Annotated in this window: 22 protein-coding genes and 1 pseudogene; 13 read left to right on the forward strand and 10 right to left on the reverse strand. The window is 72.6% G+C overall.

Annotated elements, in window-relative coordinates; genetic code table 11:
* The first annotated feature begins 203 nt into the window (after nucleotides 1–203).
* Nucleotides 204–1,934, forward strand: coding sequence for an LCP family protein (locus tag ACSMX9_RS16465; protein WP_445394864.1), 1,731 nt, complete (start codon nucleotides 204–206; stop codon nucleotides 1,932–1,934).
* A gap of 15 nt (nucleotides 1,935–1,949) precedes the next feature.
* On the opposite strand, the gene ACSMX9_RS16470 is transcribed toward ACSMX9_RS16465, so the two are convergent.
* From ACSMX9_RS16470 to ACSMX9_RS16480, 3 genes and pseudogenes are all read right to left on the reverse strand, one after another.
* Complete coding sequence (locus tag ACSMX9_RS16470) at nucleotides 1,950–2,882, reverse strand: 1-phosphofructokinase family hexose kinase (protein WP_445394865.1); 933 nt, start codon at nucleotides 2,880–2,882, stop codon at nucleotides 1,950–1,952.
* A 157-nt stretch (nucleotides 2,883–3,039) separates the two neighbouring features.
* The gene (gene nagA / locus ACSMX9_RS16475; RefSeq protein WP_445394866.1) at nucleotides 3,040–4,191 is read right to left on the reverse strand and encodes an N-acetylglucosamine-6-phosphate deacetylase; all 1,152 of its coding nucleotides are present in this window, start codon (nucleotides 4,189–4,191) and stop codon (nucleotides 3,040–3,042) included.
* A 254-nt stretch (nucleotides 4,192–4,445) separates the two neighbouring features.
* Nucleotides 4,446–5,333: pseudogene (locus ACSMX9_RS16480) on the reverse strand (ROK family protein); the annotation flags it as partial.
* Nucleotides 5,334–5,594: 261 nt separating this feature from the next.
* On the opposite strand from ACSMX9_RS16480, the gene ACSMX9_RS16485 reads away from it, so the two are divergent.
* From ACSMX9_RS16485 to ACSMX9_RS16495, 3 genes are all read left to right on the forward strand, one after another.
* On the forward strand, nucleotides 5,595–6,869 hold the full coding sequence (locus ACSMX9_RS16485) for an extracellular solute-binding protein (protein ID WP_445394867.1): 1,275 nt from the start codon (nucleotides 5,595–5,597) through the stop codon (nucleotides 6,867–6,869).
* Nucleotides 6,870–6,971: 102 nt separating this feature from the next.
* The gene (locus ACSMX9_RS16490; protein ID WP_445394868.1) at nucleotides 6,972–7,214 is read left to right on the forward strand and encodes a DUF3263 domain-containing protein; all 243 of its coding nucleotides are present in this window, start codon (nucleotides 6,972–6,974) and stop codon (nucleotides 7,212–7,214) included.
* A 157-nt stretch (nucleotides 7,215–7,371) separates the two neighbouring features.
* Entirely contained in the window at nucleotides 7,372–8,163 is a 792-nt protein-coding gene (locus tag ACSMX9_RS16495; protein WP_445394869.1) for an SAM-dependent methyltransferase, read from the forward strand.
* Nucleotides 8,164–8,220: 57 nt separating this feature from the next.
* Here ACSMX9_RS16495 and ACSMX9_RS16500 read toward each other — a convergent pair whose 3' ends face one another.
* The 3 genes from ACSMX9_RS16500 to ACSMX9_RS16510 all read right to left on the reverse strand — a co-directional run bounded on the left by ACSMX9_RS16500 (nucleotide 8,221) and on the right by ACSMX9_RS16510 (nucleotide 9,436).
* Complete coding sequence (locus ACSMX9_RS16500; protein WP_445403007.1) at nucleotides 8,221–8,532, reverse strand: hypothetical protein; 312 nt, start codon at nucleotides 8,530–8,532, stop codon at nucleotides 8,221–8,223.
* Nucleotides 8,525–8,749 (reverse strand): hypothetical protein, encoded by a 225-nt coding sequence (locus ACSMX9_RS16505; protein ID WP_445394870.1) that lies wholly within the window; start codon nucleotides 8,747–8,749, stop codon nucleotides 8,525–8,527. Before ACSMX9_RS16505 ends, ACSMX9_RS16500 begins: the two co-directional genes overlap by 8 nt.
* 159 nt (nucleotides 8,750–8,908) lie before the next feature.
* Complete coding sequence (locus ACSMX9_RS16510; RefSeq protein WP_445403008.1) at nucleotides 8,909–9,436, reverse strand: DapH/DapD/GlmU-related protein; 528 nt, start codon at nucleotides 9,434–9,436, stop codon at nucleotides 8,909–8,911.
* A gap of 114 nt (nucleotides 9,437–9,550) precedes the next feature.
* Between ACSMX9_RS16510 and ACSMX9_RS16515 the strand changes: the two genes are divergently transcribed.
* Entirely contained in the window at nucleotides 9,551–10,474 is a 924-nt protein-coding gene (locus tag ACSMX9_RS16515) for a LysR family transcriptional regulator (protein ID WP_445394871.1), read from the forward strand.
* Between the two features lie 117 nt (nucleotides 10,475–10,591).
* Here the strand turns inward: ACSMX9_RS16515 and ACSMX9_RS16520 are convergent, their stop codons facing one another.
* Nucleotides 10,592–11,287: a substrate-binding domain-containing protein gene (locus ACSMX9_RS16520; protein WP_445394872.1), complete on the reverse strand. Its 696-nt coding sequence runs from the start codon at nucleotides 11,285–11,287 to the stop codon at nucleotides 10,592–10,594.
* A gap of 75 nt (nucleotides 11,288–11,362) precedes the next feature.
* On the opposite strand from ACSMX9_RS16520, the gene ACSMX9_RS16525 reads away from it, so the two are divergent.
* The 8 genes from ACSMX9_RS16525 (at nucleotide 11,363) to ACSMX9_RS16560 (ending at nucleotide 19,554) form a co-directional block, all read left to right on the forward strand.
* The gene (locus tag ACSMX9_RS16525) at nucleotides 11,363–12,130 is read left to right on the forward strand and encodes an IclR family transcriptional regulator (RefSeq protein ID WP_351243473.1); all 768 of its coding nucleotides are present in this window, start codon (nucleotides 11,363–11,365) and stop codon (nucleotides 12,128–12,130) included.
* Between the two features lie 112 nt (nucleotides 12,131–12,242).
* Nucleotides 12,243–13,454: a 4-hydroxybenzoate 3-monooxygenase gene (locus ACSMX9_RS16530; protein ID WP_445394873.1), complete on the forward strand. Its 1,212-nt coding sequence runs from the start codon at nucleotides 12,243–12,245 to the stop codon at nucleotides 13,452–13,454.
* Between the two features lie 96 nt (nucleotides 13,455–13,550).
* Nucleotides 13,551–14,576 carry an amidohydrolase family protein gene (locus ACSMX9_RS16535; protein ID WP_445394874.1) on the forward strand — a complete coding sequence of 342 codons (1,026 nt, stop codon included), beginning with the start codon at nucleotides 13,551–13,553 and terminating at the stop codon, nucleotides 14,574–14,576.
* A gap of 22 nt (nucleotides 14,577–14,598) precedes the next feature.
* On the forward strand, nucleotides 14,599–15,288 hold the full coding sequence (ligK, locus tag ACSMX9_RS16540; RefSeq protein WP_445394875.1) for a 4-carboxy-4-hydroxy-2-oxoadipate aldolase/oxaloacetate decarboxylase: 690 nt from the start codon (nucleotides 14,599–14,601) through the stop codon (nucleotides 15,286–15,288).
* Nucleotides 15,289–15,297: 9 nt separating this feature from the next.
* Entirely contained in the window at nucleotides 15,298–16,218 is a 921-nt protein-coding gene (locus ACSMX9_RS16545) for an amidohydrolase family protein (RefSeq protein ID WP_445394876.1), read from the forward strand.
* Between the two features lie 27 nt (nucleotides 16,219–16,245).
* The gene (ligA, locus tag ACSMX9_RS16550; RefSeq protein ID WP_351243483.1) at nucleotides 16,246–17,553 is read left to right on the forward strand and encodes a protocatechuate 4,5-dioxygenase subunit alpha; all 1,308 of its coding nucleotides are present in this window, start codon (nucleotides 16,246–16,248) and stop codon (nucleotides 17,551–17,553) included.
* A 1-nt stretch (nucleotide 17,554) separates the two neighbouring features.
* Nucleotides 17,555–18,529, forward strand: a complete 975-nt coding sequence (locus tag ACSMX9_RS16555) for a Gfo/Idh/MocA family oxidoreductase (RefSeq protein WP_445394877.1) — start codon at nucleotides 17,555–17,557, stop codon at nucleotides 18,527–18,529.
* Nucleotides 18,526–19,554 (forward strand): aldo/keto reductase, encoded by a 1,029-nt coding sequence (locus tag ACSMX9_RS16560; RefSeq protein WP_445394878.1) that lies wholly within the window; start codon nucleotides 18,526–18,528, stop codon nucleotides 19,552–19,554. Before ACSMX9_RS16555 ends, ACSMX9_RS16560 begins: the two co-directional genes overlap by 4 nt.
* Nucleotides 19,555–19,673: 119 nt before the next feature.
* On the opposite strand, the gene ACSMX9_RS16565 is transcribed toward ACSMX9_RS16560, so the two are convergent.
* Genes ACSMX9_RS16565 through ACSMX9_RS16575 form a run of 3 tightly spaced genes read right to left on the reverse strand, consistent with a single transcriptional unit; the run spans nucleotide 19,674 to nucleotide 23,961 of the window.
* The gene (locus tag ACSMX9_RS16565; protein WP_445394879.1) at nucleotides 19,674–20,798 is read right to left on the reverse strand and encodes an FAD-dependent monooxygenase; all 1,125 of its coding nucleotides are present in this window, start codon (nucleotides 20,796–20,798) and stop codon (nucleotides 19,674–19,676) included.
* A gap of 14 nt (nucleotides 20,799–20,812) precedes the next feature.
* Nucleotides 20,813–22,309, reverse strand: a complete 1,497-nt coding sequence (locus ACSMX9_RS16570) for an aldehyde dehydrogenase (protein ID WP_445394880.1) — start codon at nucleotides 22,307–22,309, stop codon at nucleotides 20,813–20,815.
* Nucleotides 22,306–23,961, reverse strand: a complete 1,656-nt coding sequence (locus ACSMX9_RS16575; RefSeq protein WP_445394881.1) for a thiamine pyrophosphate-binding protein — start codon at nucleotides 23,959–23,961, stop codon at nucleotides 22,306–22,308. Before ACSMX9_RS16575 ends, ACSMX9_RS16570 begins: the two co-directional genes overlap by 4 nt.
* Nucleotides 23,962–23,997 lie beyond the last annotated feature (36 nt).

Raw genomic sequence — 23,997 nt, forward strand, 5'->3', positions numbered from 1 at the left:
CGGGAATGTCGGTGCCGGTGAACGGAACGGCCGTCCGTGACTACGGGTTCGACGTAGAAGGATCGTCTGTTCGACGGATAGTCTGGCGTGAATCAGTGCTGCCCGCAGCCGCCCGGCACCGGGTGGGGCGGCCATCGGATCGGCGCGGCCGGCGTCCGTGCGAGGGCGGGGAGTCCGGGCGTCAACGGAGGATTCACACGACCGTGGACACGCAAGGCCGTGACAGGGCGGACGGCATCGACCCCGCGGACCAGTGGGTGAAGAACCCGCGGACCGGTGAGTACGAACTGCGCCTGCCCTCGGACCCCGCACCGCCGGACGATGCCTCCGGCGGCGCCTCCCCGGCCGGGGGAAGGGCCCGTCCGCGGCCCCGCAGGGAGGGTCGTCCGGTGCCCGCCCAACGCAGCCGACGGACCGTCAGTTCCCCTGCCGGGAAGCGAGTTGACGACACCTCGCGGGCGGGTCGGCGCAAGCGGAAGAACGCCGGGGGCAGGAATTCGGGCACCCGGAAGGCCCTGTTGTGGACGGGCGGCGTCACGGCCTTCGTAGTGGTCGTCGCGGGCGTCGGCGGCTATCTCGTCTACGAGCGGCTCAACGGCAACATCGACGCGCTGGACGTCGGGGACGCCGCCGAGGGCGGCAGTTTGAAGGACGGCCCGCTCAACATCCTGCTGTTGGGCACCGACAAGCGCAGCGGCAAGGGGAACACGGGGTACGGGGACCGGAAGAACTCCTCCGGCCATGCCGACACCACCCTCTTGCTCCATGTGTCCGAGGACCGCAGCAATGCCACGGCGGTGAGCATTCCGCGGGATTTGAAGGTCGACATTCCGGACTGTCCGACGAAGCAGTCGGACGGGACCGAGAAGGTGATTCCCGGGGTCCTCGACCGGAGGTTCAACGAGAGCTTCGGAGTGGCCGGCCGCGATCCGGGGTGCACCATGCGCACCGTCAAGGAGATCGCCGGAGTGCCGATCCACCACTTCATGATGGCGGACTTCAACGCGGTGAAGGAGTTGACCCGGGCGATCGGCGGCGTGGACGTCTGCCTGGCGAAGCCCATCAAGGACGACGAGTCGAAGCTGGACCTGTCCACGGGGCCGCACACCGTCCAGGGCGAGCAGGCGCTCGCCTTCGTCCGCAACCGGCACGGCCTCGGCAACGAGAGCGACCTCGACCGCATCAAGATGCAGCAGCAGTTCGTCGCCTCGATGATCCGCAAGATGAAGGACGAGGTCCTCGGCGACGCCAAGCGGATGTTCGACCTGGCGGACGCGGCGACCAAGGCCCTCACCGTGAACAAGGAGATCGGCGACGTCCCGAAGCTGACCGAACTGGCCCGGGAGATCGGCAAGATCAACGTCAAGAACATCACCTTCACCACGGTCCCGGTGCGGGACAACCCCGCCGAGATCGTCAAGGCGACCGTCGTCCTCGACGAGACCAGGGCGCCCCAGATGTTCAGCATGCTCCAGAACGACGTCTCCTTCACCGAGGTGAAGCGGAAGAAGAAGGCGGCCAAGAGCAAGCAGGACGCCCTCCTCAAGGGCCCCCGGGCGCCCGCCGACCAGGTCCGGGTGGACGTGTTCAACGGCAGCGACACCCGGGGCGCCGCCCAGCGCACCCTCGACTGGTTGCAGAACACCAAGGGCGTCGCGAAGTCGACGAACCGGAGCAACGCCCCGCAGAAGCAGCCGAAGACCACCCTGGCCTTCGGGGCGAACCAGCTGGAGCAGGCCAGGACCCTCGCCGACTACATGGGCCTGCCCGCCGCGGGGCTGCGGCCCGGCACCGCGGACGCCGACCCGATGGAGCCCATGGCCCTGGTGCTGGGCGCCGACTTCAAGGGCGCGGGCGTGCCGATCACCGGGCCGACGAAGGCCCCCGAGGGCGTGCAGCGGGTGGAGGCCGACAAGAAGGTCTGCGCCCGGTGAGCCCCGGGCCGGTGCTCAGACCGGCTCGGCGGTGACCCGGACCCGGTCCAGGTACGCGGTGTAGGCGGCGGCGTCGAACTCGCCCGCGACCGGGGCCCGTACCGTCGCCGCCGACAGGGCGACCGCACGGGTCAGCCGGACCGGCCAGGGGACGCCGTCGACCAGGGCCGAGAGCAGCCCGGCGACCGCCGAGTCGCCGGCCCCGGTCGGGTTGCCCTTCACCAGACCCGGCGGCACCGCCCGCCAGCGGCCCTCCGGGGTGACCGCCAGCAGCCCCTGCGGGCCGAGCGAGGCGATCACCGCCCGGGCACCCCGGCGGCGGACCTCCCGCACGGCCTGCTCCGGGTCGTGGGAGCCGGTCAGTTCGGCGAGTTCCTCGGCGTTCGGCTTCACCAGGTCCGGGCGGGCGGCCACCCCGCGGCGCAGCGGTTCCCCGCTGGTGTCCAGCAGCACCGGTACGCCCGCGGAGCGGGCGGTGCGCACCAGTCGGGCGTAGGCGCCGACCGGCACGCCGGGCGGCAGGCTGCCACAGAGCGCCACCGCCGCGGCCCCGGGCACCAGCGCGTCGTAGCGGTCGAGGAGGGCGTTCCACTCGGCGGCGGAGACCAGCGGCCCGGGTTCGTTGAGCTGGGTGGTGTCGCCGGTCACGGCGTCGACGACGGCGATGGTGCGGCGGGTGGCCCCGGCGGTCGGCACCAGGGCGTCGGTGATCAGTCCGCCCTCGTCCAGGGCGACCAGCCCGGCGCGCATCGCCCGGCCGGTCTCGCCGCCGGTGAACCCGGTCACCGTCACCCGGTGGCCGAGCGCGGCCAGCACCCGGGCCACGTTCAGGCCCTTGCCGCCGGGCCGCTCGATGACCTCGCGCACCCGGTGCGAGGCGTGCGGGCGCAGGGACGGCACCCGGTACGTCAGGTCGAGCGCGGTGTTCAGCGTGACCGTCAGGATCACCGTGGGCCTCCCCCGGAAGGCGGGTGCCCGAGGTCCCCCGGGCCGGGGCCGGTCGGACGGTCCGACCGGGTACAGACCTGATCATGCCAAACGGGCGGCGGCCGGCACAGACCGCTCCGCCGACCGCCGCCCCGCTCTCCCGCGCCCGCGGGGGAGGTCAGCCCAGGGCCGGCTCCACGATCCACTCGCCGCGGCGCATCACGCCCTTGAGGGCGAACTCCTCGTCGAGGACGACCAGGTCGGCGTACTTGCCGGGCTCCAGGGAGCCCACCTCGTGGTCGACGCCCAGCAGCACGGCCGGGTTGGCGGAGATCGCCCGGACCACGTCCTCCACGGGCAAGCCGTCGACGGTCACCGCACGCTGGAAGGCCCGGTCCAGGGTGAGCGTGGAGCCGGCGATGGAGCCGCCCTCCACCAGACGGGCCACCCCGTCCTTCACCTCCACGGCCAGCGGGCCGAGCCGGTACTCGCCGTCGCCGAACCCGGCCGCGTCCATCGCGTCGGTGATGAACGCCACCCGGGCGGCGCCCGCGTGGTGGAACGCCAGCTCCAGCGCCGCCGGGTGCAGGTGCGTGCCGTCGTTGATCAGCTCGACGGTGACCCGGGGGTCGGCGAGCAGCGCGGCGATCGGCCCGGGGGCCCGGTGCCCGAGCCCCGGCATCGCGTTGAACAGGTGGGTCGCGACGGTCGCCCCCGCGTCGATCGCCTCCACGGTCTGCTCGAAGGTGGCGTCGGTGTGGCCGATCGCGGCGATCACCCCGTGCTCCACCAGCAGCCGCACCGAGTCGAGGCCGCCGGGCAGTTCGGTGGCGAGGGTGACCATCTTGGCCCGCCCGCGCGCCGCGTCCAGCAGCTTGCGGACCTCCGCCGGGTCCGGGTCGCGCAGCAGGTCCTCGGCGTGGGCGCCCTTGCGGCAGGGCGAGATGAACGGGCCCTCGAAGTGGACGCCCGCGATCTCGCCCTGCTCGGCGAGTTCGGAGAGCAGTCCCGCCTGCTGGGCGAGGGCGTCCATGTCGCCGGTCACGGTGGAGGCCACGAGGGTGGTGGTGCCGTGCAGCCGGTGGGTGTGCACGGCGTGCAGGATCTCGTCCGCGGTGCCGTTGGCGAACGAGGTGCCGCCGCCGCCGTGGTTGTGCATGTCCACGAACCCGGGGACCACCCAGTGGCCGGTCAGGTCGAGGGCGGGCGCGGGGGCGGCGCCGGGGCGCGCGGGGACGATCCGGTCACCGTCGACGGTCACCTCACCGCCGTCCACGATCCCGGTGGGCAGCACCACCCGGGCGCCGGCGAGCACGTTGCTGGGGGCCATCAGGCGGGAACCTCCGAGGAGTCAGCGGTTCCGGATCCTCGTGATCCGGAACGGGATGCCTTGCCTTTCTTCGTGACCGCCTTGCCGCCCTTGCCGGTGCCCTCGCCCTTGCCGCTGGCCTTGCCCTCGCCCTTGCCCGCCGCGCCGCTCTTGCCGGGCCGGCCCTCCGCCTTGGTGGGCTTGGCGGCCCGGGCCCCGGTGCCCCGGCGCGCCGGGGCGGTCGGGGCGGTCGCAGGAGCGCCGCCGCCGGCGATGACGAGGTCCCAGGCGAGCAGCCCGGCCCCCAGGCACCCGGCGCTGTCGCCGAGGGCCGCGGGGACGATCCCGGGCATGCGTTGGAAGGTCACGCGCTGCGCGACCGCCGCCCGCAGGGGCGTGAAGAGGGTCTCCCCGGCTTCGGCGAGTCCGCCGCCGATGATCAGCATCCGCGGGTCCAGCAGGGTGAGCGCGGTGACCAGCCCGTCCGCGAGCGCGTCCACCGCCTCCTGCCAGATCGCGACGGCCCGCGGGTCGCCCGACTCGACGGCCTTGGCGCAGTCCGCCGCGTCCGCCGTCGGGTCGTCCGCGGCCTTCGCCCAGGCGCGGCTCACCGCGCCGGCCGAGGCCAGCCGTTCCAGGCAGCCGCGCTGGCCGCAGCCGCACTCGGGTCCGCCGGGGCGGACCACGATGTGCCCGATCTCACCCGCGTAGCCGTGGGCTCCGGGTTCGATCCGCCCGTCGATGCCGATGGCGCCGGCGATGCCGGTGCCGAGCGGGACGAAGAGGAACCGGTCGGCGCCCTGGCCCGCGCCGATCCGTCCCTCCGCGAGTCCGCCGGTGCGCACGTCGTGGCCCAGGGCCACCGGTACGCCGTCGAGCCGTGCGCTGAGCAGCTCCCGCATGGGGACGTCACGCCAGCCGAGGTTGGAGGCGTAGACGGCGACGCCGGCCTCGGCGTCGACGATGCCGGGTACCGCGACACCCGCGGCGGAAGCAGTGACGCCGAAGTTCTCGACGCCGTACGCGCGCAGGTCCGCGGCGAAGTCGAGGATGCCCTCGACGACGGCCTCGGCGCCGCGTTCCCGCCGGGTGGCCCGGCGGCACGTGTAGAGGAGCGTTCCGTCCTTCGCCACGAGGGCGGCTTTCATCCCGGTCCCGCCCACATCCAGGGCGATGACGTGTTCTCCGGCCGGGGGTCCGGGGGGTGTCTCCCGGGTCGTTGCAGTCACGGAGGACAGTGTCGCGTGTAGACGCCCAAGAGGTCTAGTCCAGTTGCGGTACATCACCATGGTCACCGAACGTTGTCGAAGTGATACGGCACGGAGCTAGACCCCTTCCGAGGCACGGCACCAGACTCGCCGCCAATTGATCCACAGGACCCGTCGTCGGGGGCGACGACGGGTGCTTGAGCGTGGGAGCACAACGTGCTAGATCGGAAAAGGACTCTGATCGCGGCGGGGGCCGTGCTGATGATGTCGACGACGGTACTGACAGGATGCGGAGGGGGCGGCGAGCCGGGCAACACCACACTGACGCTCATCGCGGCGGACTACGGGAACTCGGTGCAGAACAGCACCACCACCTACTGGGACGAGGTCGTCGCCGACTACGAGATGGACCACCCCGACACCGAGATCGAGGTGACGGTCCTGCCCTGGACCGAGGTCGACGCCGAGGTCAAGAAGCGGGTGGCGGAGGGCAAGGCCCCCGACATGGCCCAGATCGGCGCGTACTCGGACTACGCGGCGGACGGCAAGCTCTACGACGCGGACGAGCTGCTCTCGCTCAGCGTCCGGGGGGACTTCCTCCCCACCCTCAGCGCCGCCGGGCGCATCGTCCGCACCCAGTACGGGATGCCCTTCGCGTCCTCCACCCGACTGCTCTTCTACAACAAGGAGCTGTTCGCGGAGGCCGGCATCACCAGCCCGCCCCGCACCTGGGAGGAGCTGAAGGACGCGGCCGTCCTCCTCAAGGGGAAGGGCGTGCGCTACCCGTACGCCCTGCCGTTGGGCCCCGAGGAGGCCCAGGGCGAGACGCTGATGTGGCTGCTGAGCGGCGGTGACGGCTACACCGGCGACACCGGGGACTACGTCCTCGACTCCGCCACCAACGTCCGCACCCTCACCTGGCTGAAGGACGAGCTCGTCGGACCCGGGCTGGTGGGACCCACGGCACCCGCCGAGTTCGACCGGGCCGAAGCCTTCGAGGCGTTCACCCGCGGCGAGGTCGGCATGCTCAACGGCCACCCCACGCTCATGCGGATGAGCAAGGGCAGCAACGTCGACTACGGCATGGTCCCGATGCCCGGCCGCACCGGCCGGAGCACCACGGGGCTCGGCGTCTCCGACTGGATGCTGGCCTTCAAGCAGAACGGCCAGGGCGAAGAGATAGGGAAGTTCCTCGACTTCGTGTACGCGAAGGAGAACGTCCTCGACTTCTCCCGACGCTACGACCTGCTGCCGGTGACCAACTCGGCGATCAACGACATGGCCGAGAGCAAGGGGGACGCCGACCTGCTCAACTTCGTCGACGGGCTGCGGGACGCCCAGCTGTACCCGGTGGGCAAGACGTCGTGGCCGCAGGTCAGCGCCGACATCAAGAAGAACGTCGGGGCGGCGCTCGCCCCCGACGGGGACCCCGCACAGGTCCTCGGCGGCATCCAGCAGCGCGCCGTGAAGGCCGAACGCGCCGAGAAGTGAGGCCGGCGGCACCGTGACCGCGACGCCCCCCGCGCCGCTGTGAGGTGCGGGGGGTGTCGCACCTCCCGGTGGGTTGTCGCACCTCCCCGGTAGGTTGGGGACGTGGACGAAGGGGCGGCGGAGGAGTTGGGCGAGCGCGAGCGCGACGTGCTCGCCCTCGAACGGCAGAGCTGGTCCGGCCCGGGCGCCAAGGAACGCGCCATCCGGGAGCGGCTCGGCATGGCCCCCGTCCGCTACTACCAGCTGTTGAACGCCCTCCTGGACGACGCCCGCGCCCTGCGCCACGACCCGGTCACCATCAACCGGCTGCGCCGCCTGCGCGACACCCGCCGCGCCGACCGCTGACGCCCCGGGAGGGGCGCCGTGCCCCGGCCCGGCGCCCGCGCGACCGGACGTTGGGCCTCCGCACCCGGCCGCCTGCATAGTGGGTGACCCGGTGCCCGCGGCACCAGCGGCCCCGAGCGGGCCGACCGCGCGCACCAGCCGACGAAGGGCGAAGGCCATGGCGTTACCCCCGATCGACACCAGCCGACCGCATCCCGCCCGGATGTACGACTACTACCTGGGCGGCAAGGACCACTACGAGGTCGACGAGGAGGCCGCCGAGCGGGTGGTGTCCGTGGTCCCGGACGCCAAGCGGCTCGCCCGGGCGAACCGGCGGTTCATGCACCGGGCCGTCCGTCACCTGGCGCAGCAGGGCATCCGCCAGTTCCTCGACATCGGCACCGGCATTCCGACGGAGCCCAACCTGCACCAGGTGGTCCAGGGGGTCAGACCCGACGCCAGGGTGGTGTACGTCGACAACGACCCCGTCGTCCTCCGCCATGCGGAGGCGCTGCTGCGTAGCACGCCGGAGGGGCGGACCTCGTACGTGCAGGCGGACGTGCGGGATCCGGAGCGCATCGTGGCGGAGGCCCGGGAGGTGCTGGACCTCGCCCGGCCGGTCGCCCTCTCCCTGGTGGCGCTGCTGCACTTCGTCCCGGACGAGTTCGACGCCTACGGACTGGTCGACGCCCTGACGGCGCCGCTGGCACCCGGCAGCAGCCTGGTCCTCACCCACGGCACCCTCGACGGGGGCGACCCCGAGGAGGTCGCCGCGGTGGTCGAGGTCTACCGGAAGGGAGGCATCCCGTTCCGGCTGCGGACCCGGGAGGAGTTCGTCCGCTTCTTCCGGGGGTGGGGGCTCGTCGAGCCCGGGGTGGGGGCACCCGACGCATGGCGCCCGGACCCCGGGGACCCCGTCCCCGGGGCGGGCGATCCACCCGGGTTCTACGTCGGCGTAGCCCGCAAGTGACTGCCGGGGCCGTCCGGCGCCGTCCGCCGGGAGGGCCGGCGTCGGACGCAGGGGCGGTCAGGGGGTGTCGGGCAGGGGAGGTGGCGGGGGGAGGACGGCAGGGGTTGCCATGCCGTTGTCGTCCAGGGCCATCTCGTCCAACTCGACGCTACGGACGAGCACTCCGGGGAAGTGCTCGAACCGTCCCAGCGCTTCGGCGATGGCGTCCGTGAGGTGCTCGGCGTCGAACGAGCACCAGAACTCGGCCGAGTTCGGCCCCGTGACCAGGTTGATCAGCCCGTCGCTGAAGACTTCCAGGCCGTCCAGGGTGTCGGACTGCTCCGGAGTGAGCGGTCCCTGAAGGTGCAGAGTGAAGCGCCAATTACGCACAGTTCGCATGCTTTCGAGTGAATTGTTCAATGTCCCTCGCCTCGTTGCCGGCGTTCTTGGGTGTGCAGTACACGATGAAGCTCGCGTTGCAGGGGCAGCAGAGCACCCACCCCCACCGGTGCCGGTTCTTGTCGTGCGTCACCTTGAGCCCGGCCCGCTCCGCGCGCTTCAGCGTCGCCTCGATGTCCTTCTTCTGGCGCCTGTCTCCCAGAGCCACGGACCAGGGGTACCGCCGCACGGGCGCGCGCCGGGCGGGAGTGCGGGCGCGTTCACCCGCACGTGGGTCGAGTGCCGTCGGTATTGACGGACGTGCGAGGTCCACGGGGAAATCCCACCCCGGCCCCGACGGCCCGCTGCCGCGTCGCCCCGGCCGGGCTCAGTCGACCGTCTTGACCACCCGGGCCGGCACCCCCGCGACCACGGTGCCGGCGGGAACGTCCCGGGTGACCACCGCGCCGGCGGCGACCACCGCGCCGGCGCCGATGGTCACCCCCTGCGTGACCACGGCGGCGGTCCCGATCCAGACCTCGTCCTTGATGACGATCGGGGCGAAGGAGAGGTGCTCGCGGCGCTCGGCCAGGGGCAGCGGATGGCCTCCGGTGACGAGGCTGACCTTCGGGGCGATCATCACGCCGTTGCCGATGCGAATGCCGCCCCGGTCCATGAAGGTGCACCCCTGGTTGACGAAGACGTCCTTCCCGAACGTCGTGTTGAGCCCGTGCTCGGTGAAGAACGGCGGGTAGATCGTCACCGACTCCGGCAGCGGAGCACCGAACACAACGGAAAGGAGTTCCGCGCGAGCCTCGGTGTCGCTGAACGGAAGCATGTTCAACCGGGACGTCGCCTCGGTCACCTCCACGATGCGCTCCACATGACGCGTGAACTCCGCTGTCTGGACGTACATGACCTGCTCGGTGCGGGTAGACATGCGCCTCATCCCACCACCGCACGGAACGCTCGATCAAACAACCAGGACCACCGCAGACACCACCGCTGGTTGTGCACCTAGGGTGGGGGCGTGGATGTTGAAGCACTGCGGACGTTTGTGGCCGTCGCCGAGACCGGCCTCTTCCAGGCAGCCGCCGACGAACTGGGGGTCAGCCAGCAGGCGGTCTCCAAGCGGATCGCGGCACTGGAGGGGCAGACCGGGGTCACCCTCCTCGTGCGGACCTCCCGCGGCTCCCGGCTGAGCCTGGACGGGCAGGTCCTCCTGCCGCACGCCAGGAAGGTGCTGGCCGCCCTCGAACAGGCCGAGCGGGCGGTGCGCCCCGGTAGCCGTCCCCTGCGCGTCGACGTCCTCCACCGGCGCATCGCCCCCGCTCAGGCCGTCCACCGGTTCTACCGCTCCCGCCCCGGGACGGAGCTGGACGTGCTCACGCTGGGCGAGGAGAACGCCGCCGAGGCCGCCCGGGCGGTGCTCGAAGGGACCGTCGACGCGTCCTTCCGCGCCCTGCCGGCGGACGGGGTGCCGGCCGGGATCAGCACCGAGCGGCTCCTGGACGCACCCCTGGAACTGTTGGTCGGCCCCGGCCACCCGCTGGCCGACGCGCCCCGGGTCCGCCCCGCGGACCTGGCCGGCCACCGGATCTGGGTCCCCGGGATCAGGCCGGACACCGAGTGGGCGGCGTTCTACCGCTCGTTCTCCGAGGACTTCGGCCTCGGCATCGACGCGCTCGGCCCCCACTTCGGTGACGAGGCCCTGATGGACGCGCTGGCCGACTCGGCCTCGCTGGCCACCCTCGTCGGCAGCGGAGACCGGTACCTGTGGCCCCTCGCCCACGACCTGCGGCGCATCCCGTTGCACGACCCGACCCCGGTCTACCCGCACCTGCTGCTGTTCCGCAGCGGGGACCGGCACCCGGTGCTGACCGCGCTCCGCGAGCACCTGCGCGCCGTGAGCCCGAGCACCCCGCCCGACGCGTGGGTGCCGGACTGGGCATGAGAGCGCGGGGTGAGACCTCTCCCCGCTTCCTCGGCGTTCGCCTCTCAGCGGGCTGCCGGCTCGTGCGGGCGGGCGGCGACGGCACCATGGCGCTGAAGGCGGTTGATTCCGTGTCCGCTACTCACCGGGGGACCGCATCCCCCTGGTGCGGGCGATGCTCGCCCCGGCGTCGGAACCGAGGAGTTCGAGGGCCTCGCGGGCACGGTCCGGCTGGGTGGAGGAGGCCAGTACGCCCCCGCTGAACGTCGTACGGATCGCGGAACCACCCGGGAGGGGGCCGACGACCACGACGCCGGGAAGGCCCATCAGTTCGCTGTGTTGCTGGAAGGCCAGGTCGGCCTCGCCGGAAGCCAGGAGGCTGCCGGCGGGGACGCCCGGCGCCGCCTGGACGAGCCGGTCCCGGAGCGTGTCGATGAGCCCCGTCCGGGCGACCAAGTCGACGAGGGCCGTGCCGCTCGGACCGGTGGAGTAGGCGATCCGCCGTGCGGACAGGAGGGTGTTCCGCAGGTCGGCCTCCGTCTCCAGGGCCGGGAGCGGAACTCCCTGCGGTACCGCGGCGACGACCTCCGAGAGCCACAGGGGGCGAGCCGTGCCCGGCAGGACGTGGCCTTCCCCCTCCAGTGCCGCCAGGGCTCCGGCGGCGAGGACGAGCAGGTCGGCCCCGGCGCCCTCGCGGACGCGCCGAGCGGTCTGGACCCCGCCGGCGGCCTCGAAACGCACCGGGATGCCGTGGACGGTCCGGATGTGCTCGGAGAGCTCGGCCAGGACCGGTCGGGTCGCCATCGAGGACAGTCCGGAGATCTCGCGGCTCACTGGGGCTCCTTGGTTTGCGGACGGGCGGCGGGCGCACACGGTCCGGCTGCTCGGCCGGTCTGTGAGACTGGCGGCATGAGCACGACCCAGACCACGGCGGCGGGAAAGGTCCTCAAGGTCCTCGCGGCCTTCGACCGCGAGCATCCCTCGCAGACCCTGTCGGAGATGGCCCAGCGTACGGGGCTCGCACTGAGCACCACGCATCGAGTGGTGGCCGAGCTGGCGGGCTGGGGGGTGCTGGAACGGGCCGAGGACGGGTCGTGGCACGTGGGCCTGCGGCTCTGGGAGATCGCCTCGGGGTGCCCCCGCACGCAGATCCTGCGGGACGTGGCGCTGCCGTTCATGCAGGACCTGTACGAGGCGACCCACGAGAACGTGCAGCTGGCGGTGCGGGAGGGCACCGAGCTCGTGTTCGTCGAGCGGATCGCCGGGCACCGGTCGGTGGAGCTCCTCACGACGGTCGGCAAACGGTTCCCGGTCGCCTCCACCGGAATGGGGCGGGTGCTCCTCGCCCACGCGCCGCGGGAGATCCAGGAGGAGGTCCTCGACTCGCCGCTGCGTGCGTGGACCCCGCACACGATCGTCGATCCGAAGGCGCTGCGGGCGCAGTTGGACCGGATCCGCCGTGAGCACGTCTTCGTCAGCGACCGGCAGCTCTCGGAGAGCACGGTGGCGGTGACCGCACCGGTGCGCATCGGCCGGGCCGGGCCGGTGAGCGCCGCGCTGGGCATCGTGTTCGCGGCGCCGGACGCCGGGCGCTCGCGCGGGCTGCGCGAAGCGTTGCTGCGGGCCGCCCACGGGATCTCCGACGAGCTCGGCCGACGTGCCCGTACGGCCTCCTGAAGGGCGCGGACCGGGGCAGGTTTCCGCCTGACGGAAACGATGGCGACTGGACGGCGGATCGGCTGCCAACGTGCGTGGTGGCCACCACGTTCCCCGCCGCTCAGGAGTCGCCATGACCGATGCCCCTGTCGACACCGTCGCCTCGGTCCCCGTGGCCGTCGTCGGCGCCGGCCCCGCCGGTCTGATGCTGGCGCACCGGCTCGGGCGCGCGGGGGTCGGGACGATCGTCCTCGACACCCGTACCCGGCACGAGATCGAGACGACGCAGCGGGCGGGCATCCTGGAGGCCGACGTGGCCCGGGACCTGATCGAGACGGGTGTCTCCGACCGGATCCTGCGGGACGGCCACGAACACGAGGGCACCGAGCTCCGCTTCGGCGGCCGGGCGCACCGGATCCACTTCAAGGAGCTGGTGGGCGAGTCGGTGTGGCTCTACCCGCAGACCGACGTGTTCACCGATCTCGCCGACGCCCGGGAACGCGACGGCGGCACGGTCCACTTCGGTGTCGGCGACACCGAAGTCCTCGACGTCACCACGGACGCCCCGCGGGTGCGCTACACCACGGCCGACGGCTCCCGGCACGAGATCCGCGCGCGGTACGTGGTCGGCGCGGACGGGTCGCGGAGCATGTGCCGCGACCTGGTGCCCGAGGAGCGGCGGGTGCGGTACGGCAAGGACTACCCCTTCGCGTGGTTCGGCATCCTGGCCGCGGCGCCGACGAGTGCGCCCGAGCTGGTCTACGCCCACTCCGAGCACGGCTTCGCGCTGATCAGCCAGCGCACCGAGTCGGTGCAGCGGATGTACTTCCAGTGCTCGCCGGACGAGTCCGTCGACGCCTGGTCCGACGACCGGATCTGGGCGACGCTCCAGGCGCGGGTGGCCGGCGAGGACGGCTTCCGCCTGAAGGAGGGCCCGGTCCTGGAGAAGACGGTGCTGAGGTTCCGCTCCTTCGTGCAGGAGCCGATGCGCTGGGGTTCGCTGCTGCTCGCCGGGGACGCGGCGCACACCGTGCCGCCGACCGGCGCCCGCGGGCTCAACCTGGCGCTGCACGACGTGAAGGTCCTCGCCGACGTGCTGGTGCGGGCCCTCGGCGGCGGCGGGGAGAGCGTCCTGGAGGAGTACCAGCAGCGCGCGCTCCAGCGGGTGTGGCGGGCGCAGAACTTCTCGTACTGGATGACGCGGCTGCTCCACACCGCGCCCGGCGCCTCCGCCTTCGACCTGCGGCGCCAACTCGGTGAGCTCGACAACGTGGTGGGCACGCACGCCGGACGCGCCTACCTCTCGGAGCAGTACACCGGCTGGCCCGTCAGCACCCGGGGCTGACGTCTCCGCCCGCCGGGCGTCCTCCGTCCGCAGTTCCCCCGCCGCCCACCCCGGCCCGCCCGGTCCGTCCGGCGCCACTCCTCCAGGAGCACACCCATGATCATCGACTGTCACGGTCACTTCACCACCGCCCCGCCGCAACTGGCGCAGTGGCGCGAGCGGCAGATCGCGGCGGCCGACGGGCACGGCCCCGTCCCGGACCCCGACGAGCTGGTCATCACCGACGACGACCTGCGCGCGGCGATCGAGGGCAACCAGTTGCGGCTCATGGACGAGCGCGGCATCGACCTCACCGTCTTCTCGCCGCGCGCCAGCTTCATGGCCCACCACATCGGTGACTTCGCGGTCTCCTCGGCGTGGGCACGGATCTGCAACGACCTGGTCCACCGCGTCAGCCTCCGCTACCCCGACCGCTTCGCGCCGGGCGCGATGCTGCCGCAGTCGCCGGGCGTCGACCCCGCGACCTGCCTGCCCGAACTGACCCGTGCGGTCGAGGAGCTCGGCGCGGTCACCGTCAACCTCAACCCCGACCCCTCGGGCGGGCGTTGGACCGCGCCGCCGCTGACCGACCGCAGTTGGTACCCGCTGTACGAGGCGATGACGGCGTACGACGTCCCCGCGATGATCCACGTCAGCACCTCCTGCAACCCGGCCTTCCACACCACCGGCGCGCACTACCTCAACGCCGACACCACGGCCTTCATGCAGCTGGTCCAGGGCGACCTCTTCGCCGACTTCCCCACACTGCGGTTCGTGATCCCGCACGGCGGCGGCGCCGTCCCGTACCACTGGGGCCGGTTCCGGGGCCTGGCCATGGCGCTGGGCAGGCCGGACCCTCAGGCGCTGCTCGACAACGTCCTCTTCGACACCTGCGTCTACCACCAGCCCGGCGTCGACCTGCTGACCCGGGTGATGCCCAGCCGGTCCGTCCTCTTCGCCAGCGAGATGATCGGCGCCGTCCGCGACGTCGACCCGCTCACCGGCCACCACTTCGACGACACCAAGCGGTACGTCGACGCCACCGCGCACCTGTCGGACGAGGAGCGCGCCGCCGTGTACTCCGGCAACGCCCTGCGCGTCTACCCCCGTCTCGCCGCCCGTCTCGCCGCGGCCGGCCGCTGACCCCGTCCCTCCAGGAGGACCCATGGAACACACCGAGATCGGCGTGGTGCACACCGCAGTCGACCGGGCCGCCCCCGACGCCGTCGCCGCCCTCTCGGCGTTCGGTGTCGCGACCGTCCACGAGGCGATGGGTCGGGTCGGCCTGATGCGCCCCTACCTGCGGCCCGTCTACCCCGGGGCCCGGATGTGCGGCACGGCCGTCACCGTGCTCCTCCAGCCCGGCGACAACTGGATGCTGCACGTGGCAGCCGAGCAGATCCAGGACGGGGACGTCGTGGTCGCGGCCTGCACGACGGAGAGCGAGGACGGCTTCTTCGGCGAACTGCTCGCCACCTCGTTCCGGGCCCGCGGCTGCCGGGGCCTGGTCATCGACGGCGGCGTCCGGGACGTCACCGACCTGGAGGGAATGGACTTCCCCGTCTTCTCCCGCGCGGTCAACGCCAAGGGCACGGTCAAGGCCACCCTCGGCTCCGTGAACACGCCCGTGGTCTGCGCGAACGCCCTGGTGCGCCCCGGTGACGTGATCGTCGCCGACGCCGACGGAGTCGTGGTGGTGCCGCGCGAGCGCGCCGCCGAGGTGGCCGCCGCCTCCGCCGCCCGCGAGGCGAACGAGGAGGGCAAGCGCGCGCAGTTCCGCGCGGGCCGTCTCGGCCTGGACCTGTACGGCATGCGCGGCCCGCTGGCCGAGCTCGGACTGCGCTACGAGGACTGAGGGCCGACGATGACGACGAGCTACGAGAAGACGCCCGGCTGGCTGGACTGGTACGCCGGTCCGAGCCGACCCGGGTTCCAGGTGCCCGAGGGCGCCGTGGACGCGCACTGCCACGTCTTCGGCCCGCACGAGGAGTTCCCGTACGCGCCCGAGCGCAAGTACACGCCGTGCGACGCGTCCAAGGAGCAGTTGTTCGCGCTCCGCGACCACCTCGGCTTCACCCGCAACGTCGTGGTGCAGGCGACCTGCCACGGCGCCGACAACACCGCCATGGTCGACGCCCTGCGGGCCTCCGGCGGCCTCGCCCGGGGGGTGGCGACGCTGCGTCCCGACGTCACCGACGCCGAGGTGCGGGAACTGCACGAGGCGGGCGTGCGCGGCGTCCGGTTCAACTTCGTCAAGCGGCTGGTGGACGCGGCCCCGGAGCAGGACCTGCGGGACATCGCCGAGAGGATCTCCGCGTACGGGTGGCACGTCGTCGTCTACTTCGAGGCGGCCGACCTGCCCGAGCTGCGGGACTTCTTCCTGTCGATACCGGTGCCGCTGGTCGTGGACCACATGGGTCGCCCGGACACGTCGAAGGACCCCGAAGGGCCCGAGTTCGAGGGGTTCCTGGACTTCATGCGGGCCAGACCCGACATCTGGTGCAAGGTCACCTGCCCGGAGCGGCTGACGGTGAGCGGCCCGCCGGCCCTCGACGGGGAGCGGGCCGCCTACCGCGACGTCGTCCCCTTCGCCCGGCGGGTGGTCGAGGAGTTCCCCGACCGGGTGCTGTGGGGGACCGACTGGCCGCACCCCAACCTCACCGACCACATGCCCGACGACGGACTGCTCGTCGACTTCGTCCCGCACATCGCGCCGACGCCCGAGCTCCGCCACCAGCTCCTCATCGACAACCCGACGCGCCTGTACTGGCCCGAAGCCGACTGAACCCGCCCGGACGATCGGAAGCACGCCATGTCACTGGAGAAGACCTACAAGCTGGTGCCGGGGACGACCGTCTTCGACGCCGAACAGTCCGCCAAGGGCTATCACCTCAACCAGTTCTGCATGTCCCTGATGACGGCGGAGAACCGCGCGGCCTACCTCGCCGACGAGCGTGCCTACCTGGACGCGTGGCCGCTGCGGGAGGAGCAGAAGCGGGCCCTGCTCGACCGCGACCTCAACGCGGCGATGCGCGAGGGCGGCAACATCTACTTCCTCGCCAAGTGGGGCGCCACACTGGGCTTCTCCTTCCAGCAGATGGCGGGCTCCATGACCGGCATGACCGAGGAGGAGTACCGCGCCATGATGGTGGGCGGGGGCCGCTCGGTCGAGGGCAACCGCATCGACCACGCGGTCCTGGAGGCCGCACACGCCGACCCGACCCCGCCGGCCGAGCACGCCACGATCACCGGCGCCGTCTTCACCTCGCACGTGCCGGCGATCGGCGCGGCGATGGACCACGGCAAGACCGAGGAGCCGTACTGGCGGCCGGTCTTCGAGGGGTACGAGTACTCCAAGGCGTGGGAACGGGAGAACGTCCCCGACGTGATCTTCCTGGTCTACAACGACCACGCCAGCACCTTCGACCAGTCGCTGATCCCCACCTTCGTCCTCGGCACCGGCGCCGCCTACCCCATCGCCGACGAAGGGTACGGGCCCCGCCCCGTCCCCGGCATCGAGGGCGAACCCGACCTGGCCGCGCACATCGCGCACTCCCTGATCCGGGACGACTTCGACCTCACCCTCGCCAACGAGATGGCCATCGACCACGGGCTGACCGTCCCGCTGTCGCTGATGTTCGGCGACGTCGAGAGATGGCCGTGCAAGGTCATCCCGTTCCACGTCAACGTGGTGCAGTACCCGGTGCCCTCCGGCGCCCGCTGCTTCCGGCTGGGCCAAGCCCTGCGCAGGGCGATCGAGTCGTACGACAGGCCACTGAAGGTGCAGGTCTGGGGCACCGGCGGCATGAGCCACCAGCTCCAGGGCCCGCGCGCCGGCCTGATCAACCGGGAGTGGGACAACGCCTTTCTGGACCGGCTGGTCGAGGACCCGGCCGGGCTGGCCGAGGCCCCCCACCTGGAGTACGTCGAGGAGGCCGGCTCCGAGGGCATCGAGCTGGTCATGTGGCTGATCGCCCGCGGCGCACTCAGCGACGTCGACGGCTCGGGCGGGGTCGAGGTCAAGCACCGCTTCTACCACGTGCCCGCGTCCAACACCGCCGTCGGACACCTGATCATCGAGAACCACCCCCGGGCCGAAGGGCCCGCGGAGAAGGAGTGACATGACTGACGACCGGTCCCTGCGGATCGCCCTGGCCGGTGGCGGTGCCTTCGGCGCCAAGCACGCGGCCGCGCTGAAGCGGATCGACGGCGTGGAGGTGGCCGCCGTCGTGAGCAGCAGCCTCGATCGCGCCCGGAAGTTCGCCGCCGAGCAGGGCGTCGGCCGCGCCGTCGCCTCCCTGGACGAGGTGCTGGCGATGGACGACATCGACGCCGTCGTCCTCGCCACCCCCACCCAGATGCACGCCGCCCAGACGCTGGCCTGCCTGGAGGCCAACAAGCACGTCCAGGTCGAGATCCCGCTCGCCGACTCGCTCGCCGACGCCGAGGCGTGCCTGGCGGCCCAGCAGCTCACCGGGCTCGTCGCGATGGCGGGCCACACCCGCCGCTTCAACCCCAGCCACCAGTGGGTGAAACGGCGGATCGAGGCCGGCGAGTTCGCTGTCCAGCAGATGGACGTGCAGACGTACTTCTTCCGCCGGCAGAACCTCAACGCGCTCGGGGAGCCGCGCTCCTGGACCGATCACCTGCTCTGGCACCACGCCGCGCACACCGTCGACCTGTTCGCCCACCAGACCGGTTCGCCGATCGTGCGGGCCAACGCCCTCCAGGGCCCGATCCACCCCGAGTTGGGCATCGCGATGGACATGTCGATCCAGCTACAGGCGGAGAACGGCGCCCTGTGCACCCTGTCGTTGTCGTTCAACAACGACGGGCCACTGGGAACGTTCTTCCGCTACATCGGCGACACCGGCACCTACCTCGCCCGGTACGACGACCTGTTCACCGGCAAGGACGAGCCGATCGACGTGAGCGGCGTCGACGTGTCGACGGACGGCATCGAGCTCCAGGACCGCGAGTTCGTCGCCGCGATCCGCGAGGGCCGCGAGCCGAACTCCTCCCTCGCCCAGGTGATCGCCTGCTACCGCACGCTGGCCGGCCTGGAGGAGCAGCTGAACGCGGCCAGCGCCCCGTGACCGGGCCGATCCTCGTCGGCGCGGGGCGTGCCCCGCGCCGGATCGGCCCGTTCGAGGTCCCGGCCGTCGGCCTGGGCTGCATGAACCTGAGCCACGCGTACGGCGTCCCGCCGACTCCACAGGCCGCCGAGCGGCTGCTGCTGACCGCCCTCGACGAAGGCGTGACGCACTTCGACACGGCCGCGCTGTACGGCTTCGGCGCCAACGAGGAGCTGGTGGGCCGGGTCCTCGCCCGGCACCGGGACCGGGTCGTGCTGGCCAGCAAGTGCGGGATGACCGGAGTCGACGGGCGGCGGGTGATCGACGGACGCCCGGCGACCATCCGGCGCACCGCCGACGAGGCGCTGACCCGGCTCCGTACCGACGTCATCGACCTCTACTACCTGCACCGGCTCGACCGGACGGTGCCGGTCGAGGAGAGCATCGGCGCGATGGCGGAGCTCGTCACGGCCGGGAAGGTGCGCGCCCTGGGCCTGTCCGAGGTCTCCGCCGCGACCCTGCGGCGGGCCCACGCCGTGCACCCGATCGCCGCACTACAGAACGAGTACAGCCTCTGGACGCGCAACCCCGAGCGGGGCACGCTCGCGGCGACCCGCGAACTCGGCGTCACCCTGGTGGCCTTCAGCCCCCTGGCGCGGGGCTTCCTCACCTCGATGCCGCCGAACTTCGGCACCCTTCCCGCGGGCGACATCCGCCGGGGCATGCCCCGCTTCGACGCCCACCACTACCCGAACAACCTGAGGCTGCGGAGCGAGGTCGCGGGGATCGCCGACGGTGCCGGGCTGACCCCGGCGCAGCTCGCCCTGGCCTGGGTCCTCTCCCAGGGACCTCACGTCGTCGCCGTTCCGGGTACCCGCTCGGTACGCCACCTGCGGGAGAACCTGTCCGTCCTCGACCTGGACCCGCCCGGTGAGGCCCTCGCCGCGGCGGGACGGGTGCTGAACGACAGGACCGTCCACGGGGCCCGTTACCCCGGGGCCACGCTCGCCGAGATCGACACCGAGCGCTGCGGCCGAGCGGGCTGAGGGCGGGACCGGTGCCCCCCGTGTTCGGCACCGGTCCCGCCCCGTCCTCGGGTGGCTGCGCCCTCGGCCTTCCGATGCGGTGGTACCGGGCCGGCCGCGGTCGGCCGGCCCGGAACCGTTCAGACCTGGAGGGCCTTCCACGCGTTGTAGCCGTAGACCCAGTCGGCGTCCTCACCGGACTTCAGCCAGGTGTTTCCGCGCGATCCGAGTTGGACCCGGCTGGTCCGCCCGATCCGAGCGGTTTCGTAGGTCTCCAGGGCCGCGGTGAGGTCGCCGGGCTGTTCGGCGACGGCGCAGGCGAGGACGACGGCGTCCTCGATCGCCATGCCGGCGCCCTGGGCCATGAACGGCATCATGGGGTGGGCGGCGTCACCGAGCAGGGTCGCGCGGCCGACGGACCAACGGGGCAGGGGGTCCCGGACGTAGAGCGCCGACTTGAGGACCGAGTCGCAGGCGTCCAGGAGGGCGCGCGCCTCGGGGTGGAAGTGCTCGTACGTGGAGCGCAGTTCGACGACGTCGCCCGGCGAGGTCCAGGACTCCTCGGTCCAGCTGTCCTGGTGGGTGGTGGCGAAGACGAAGGTGTCGCGGCCCCGGTTGAGCGGGAAGGTCACGATCTGTGTCTCCGGATCGGGCCCCCACCACTTGGTGAAGGCGCCGAGATCGGGGATGTCCAGCCGGTCGGTGGGGAAGACCGCCCGGTAGGCGACGACCCCGGTGAAGTCGGGGCTCTCCTGCCCGAAGAGGGCGGTCCGCACCACGGAGTGGATGCCGTCGGCTCCCACCACGGCGTCCACCTCGACGGCCGGTTGGTCCGCGAAGGACAGCCGTACGCCCCGGTCTCCCTCCTGTTCCAGTGCGGTGAGCCGGTGCCCCAGGCGGATCACCGCCGGGTCCAGGGCGGATTCCAGCGCGGTGAGCAGGTCCGCGCGGTGGACGGTGAGCTGGGGGGCGCCGTACTTCCGTTCCGCGGTGTCGCTCATCTCCAGCCGTGAGGTCTCCTGACCGGTGTCCCAGGTGCGGCTGATCCGGTGGCTGGGGCGGGCCGCGGTCTCGCGGAGCGCGTCGCCGACGCCGAGTTCGTCCAGTGCCCGGACGGCGTTGGGGGTGAGGTTGATGTCCGCCCCGACCCTGCCGAAGGCAGGTGCCTGCTCGAAGACCGTGGCCCGATGGCCACAGGACCGCAGCGCGATGGCGGCGGCGAGACCTCCGATGCCGCCTCCGACGATACCGATGTGCACACTCATCTCTGGCTTCCCGTTCAGTCGGCCCAGGCGAGCGGGCCGCCGGTGCCGAGGTAGATGCTCTTCTGGCGCTGGTACGCGCGGACGGCGCCGAGGCCCTTCTCGCGTGTGGAGCCGCTGTCCTTGACCCCGCCGAAGGGGGTGGCGACGGAGAGCTGTTTGTAGGTGTTGATCCAGACGGTGCCGGCGTGGATCGCGCGGCCGAGGCGCCAGGCGCGGGGGAAGTCCCGGGTCCAGATCCCGCAGGCGAGTCCGTACGGCGAGTCGTTGGCGGCCGCGACCAGTTCGCCCTCGTCCCGGAACCGCAGTGCCACCAGCACCGGCCCGAAGACCTCCTCGCGCACCACCCGGGCGTCGGGGGCGAGGCCCTCCAGCACGGTGGGGCGGAGGTAGTTGCCGGCGGTCAGCGCGGGGTCGTCGGGGCGGCTTCCGCCGGCCCGCAGGGTTCCTCCCTCGGCCAGCCCCGAGGCGACGTACTCCTCCACCGAGGCGCGGTGCGAGGCGGTGACCAGCGGTCCGAGCTGGGTGTCCTCGGCGCGGGGGTGGCCGACCCGGAGCCGGTCGGCGCGTTCGGCGACGCGGCCGACCACGTCCTCGTACACGTCGTCGTGCACGAACAGGCGGGAGCCGGCGATGCAGGACTGGCCCTGGGAGCTGAAGATCCCGTAGAGGATTCCGTTGACGGCGAGGTCGAGGTCCGCGTCGGGGAGCACGATGGTCGGGGACTTGCCGCCGAGTTCGAGCGAGGTGGTCTTGAGCAGCCCGGCGGCGGTCGCGGCGAGGCGCCGGCCGGTGTCGGTGCCGCCGGTGAAGGAGAGGTGTCCGACGCCGGGGTGCTCGACCAGGCGCTGCCCGACGGTGGCCCCGGGGCCGGGGAGGACGCTGACCAGGCCCGGGGGGAACCCGGCCGCCAGGAGCAGCGCGCCGAGTTCCAGGGAGAGCAGGGGGGTCCACGCGGCGGGCTTGAGGACCACCGCATTGCCGGCCGCGAGGGCGGGAGCGACCTTCTGGGCGTCCGAGGCGATCGGGCTGTTCCAGGGGGTGATCGCGCCCACGACCCCGATCGGTTCGTGGACCGAGAACGCGAGGTGCTCTCCGCGGGACGGCGGGATCGCCCCCTCCTGGGTCTCCAGGAGTGCGGCCACGTACCGGAAGGTGCCGGCGGCGCTCGCCACGAGGGCCCGGGTCTCGGCGATCGGTTTGCCGTTGTCGTGGCTCTGGAGCAGGGCGAGTTGTTCGGCGCGGGACTCGATGAGCTCGGCGGTGCGGGCGAGGTGGCGGGCCCGCTGGTGCGGGAGCAGCTCGCGCCAGGACCGTTCGGCGCGGGCCGCTTCGCCGAGCCGGACTGCCTCGTCGACGTCCTCCGGGGCCGCACCCGTGAAGGTGGCGAGGACGCCGCCGTCGGCGGGGTCGGTGGTGGTGAGTTCTCTGCCGCGGCCCTCGGTCCACTGGCCGCCGACGAGGATGCGGCCGGGCGGGGCGAGCCGTTCCGGGACGGGGGCGGTCGCGTTCAAGACGGTGCTCCCGGTACGTGGACGGGCGGGGTGAAGGGGGCGGGCATCGGCGGGTAGGCCGCCAGGTCGACTTCGACGACGACGGGGCGGCGCAGCCCGACCGCGTCGTCCAGGGCCGAGGTGACGGAGGCGGGGTCGGTGATCCTCGTGTGGGCCAGGCCGAGGGCCCCGCAGACGGCGGCGTAGTCCGGGCTGGTCAGGTCGACGCCGGACCGGGCCCGACCGAGCCCGTCCTGCATGTTGCGCAGGACCCCGTAGCCGCCGTCGTCGAAGACCAGGAGCACCAGCCAGGGGGCTTCCTGGGCCAGGGTCATCAGTTCGCCGAAGTGCACCGCGAGGCCGCCGTCCCCGGCGATGCACACCGTGGGCTCCCCGGGCCGTGCGGCGGCGGCTCCGATGGCCATGCCGAGGCCCTGGCCGATGCCGCCGCCGCGCGGGAAGAGGTTGTCCCGCGGATCGTGGATCTCCAGCAGCCGGTTGCCCCAGGAGCTGGAGGCGATGGTGACGTCCCGGGCGATGACGGCCCGGCGCGGCAGGACCTTGCGGAGCGCGTCGGGGAAGGCCGTGTGGTCACCGAGTGCGGCGCGCTGCTGCTCGCGGACCGCCTCGCGGGCGGCCCGTACGCGTGCGGGCCAGGGGGCGCGCGGTGCCGCGCCGAGCGCGGCGAGTTCGGCGGCGAGCGCCGTCAGGAACGCGTCCGAGTCGGCGACGAGTCCGTGGGTCGCCGGGTACACCCGGCCGACGGCGGCCGGGTCGAGGTCGACCTGGATGTGCGCGGCGGGCACGGCGAGGGTGTAGTCGGCGGTCTCGTTGGAGCGGAAGTGCGTGCCGATGCTGAGCAGGACGTCGGCCTCGGCGAGCAGTGCCCGGCCGCCGGGGGACGTCGCGTAGTTGCCGACGCACAGGGGGTGGTCCTCGGGGACCGCGCCGCGGCCCGAGTTGCTGGTGAGCAGCCCGGCTCCCAGCAGTTCGACGACGGTGCGCAAGGCCGGGCCCGCGTCCGCGACGCCTCCGCCGGCCCAGACGACGGGCCGTTCGGCGGCGGCGAGGAGGCCGGCGGCGGCGGCGAGGGCGTCCGGTTCGGGCGGGGCACCGGGGGCGGGCGTGCTGCCGGCGGGGCCGAGCAACGGATGGGTGGCGTACTGGAGGTCGATGGGCCATTCGACGGAGGAGGGCCCGCCCGGCGCGGCGAGGGCCCGTGCGACGGCCTCCTCCAGGAGGGTTCCGGCGCTCTCCGGGTCCGTGAGGGTGACGGCGTGCCGGGAGACGGCCGTCAGCATCCCGAGCTGGTCCTTGGTCTCGTGGATGAAGCCGCGCCCCGAGCCCAGGTACGGGGTGTCCACCTGGCCGGTGACGTGGAGGACGGAGGTTCCGGCACTGAGCGACTCCACGAGGGAGCCGGCCGCGTTGCCGGCTCCGGTGCCGGTGCTGGTGAGGGCGCAGCCGAGGCCGCCCCGGGCGCGGGCGTAGCCGTCGGCGGCGTTGACCGCGGTCGCCTCGTGTCGGACGGGTACGAAGCGCAGCTCCCGGTCGACTGCCTCGACCAGGGGCAGGTTGTGCACGCTCACGATCCCGAAGACGGTGTCCACGCCATGGCGCCGGAGCACCTCGACGAGCAGGTCACCGCCCGTGTGCCCTGTTGGTGTTGCCATGGGTCATTGCTCCTTGTCTGGCCGAACGGAGGACGG

The sequence above is a fragment of the Streptomyces sp. LE64 genome (genome assembly GCF_052606915.1).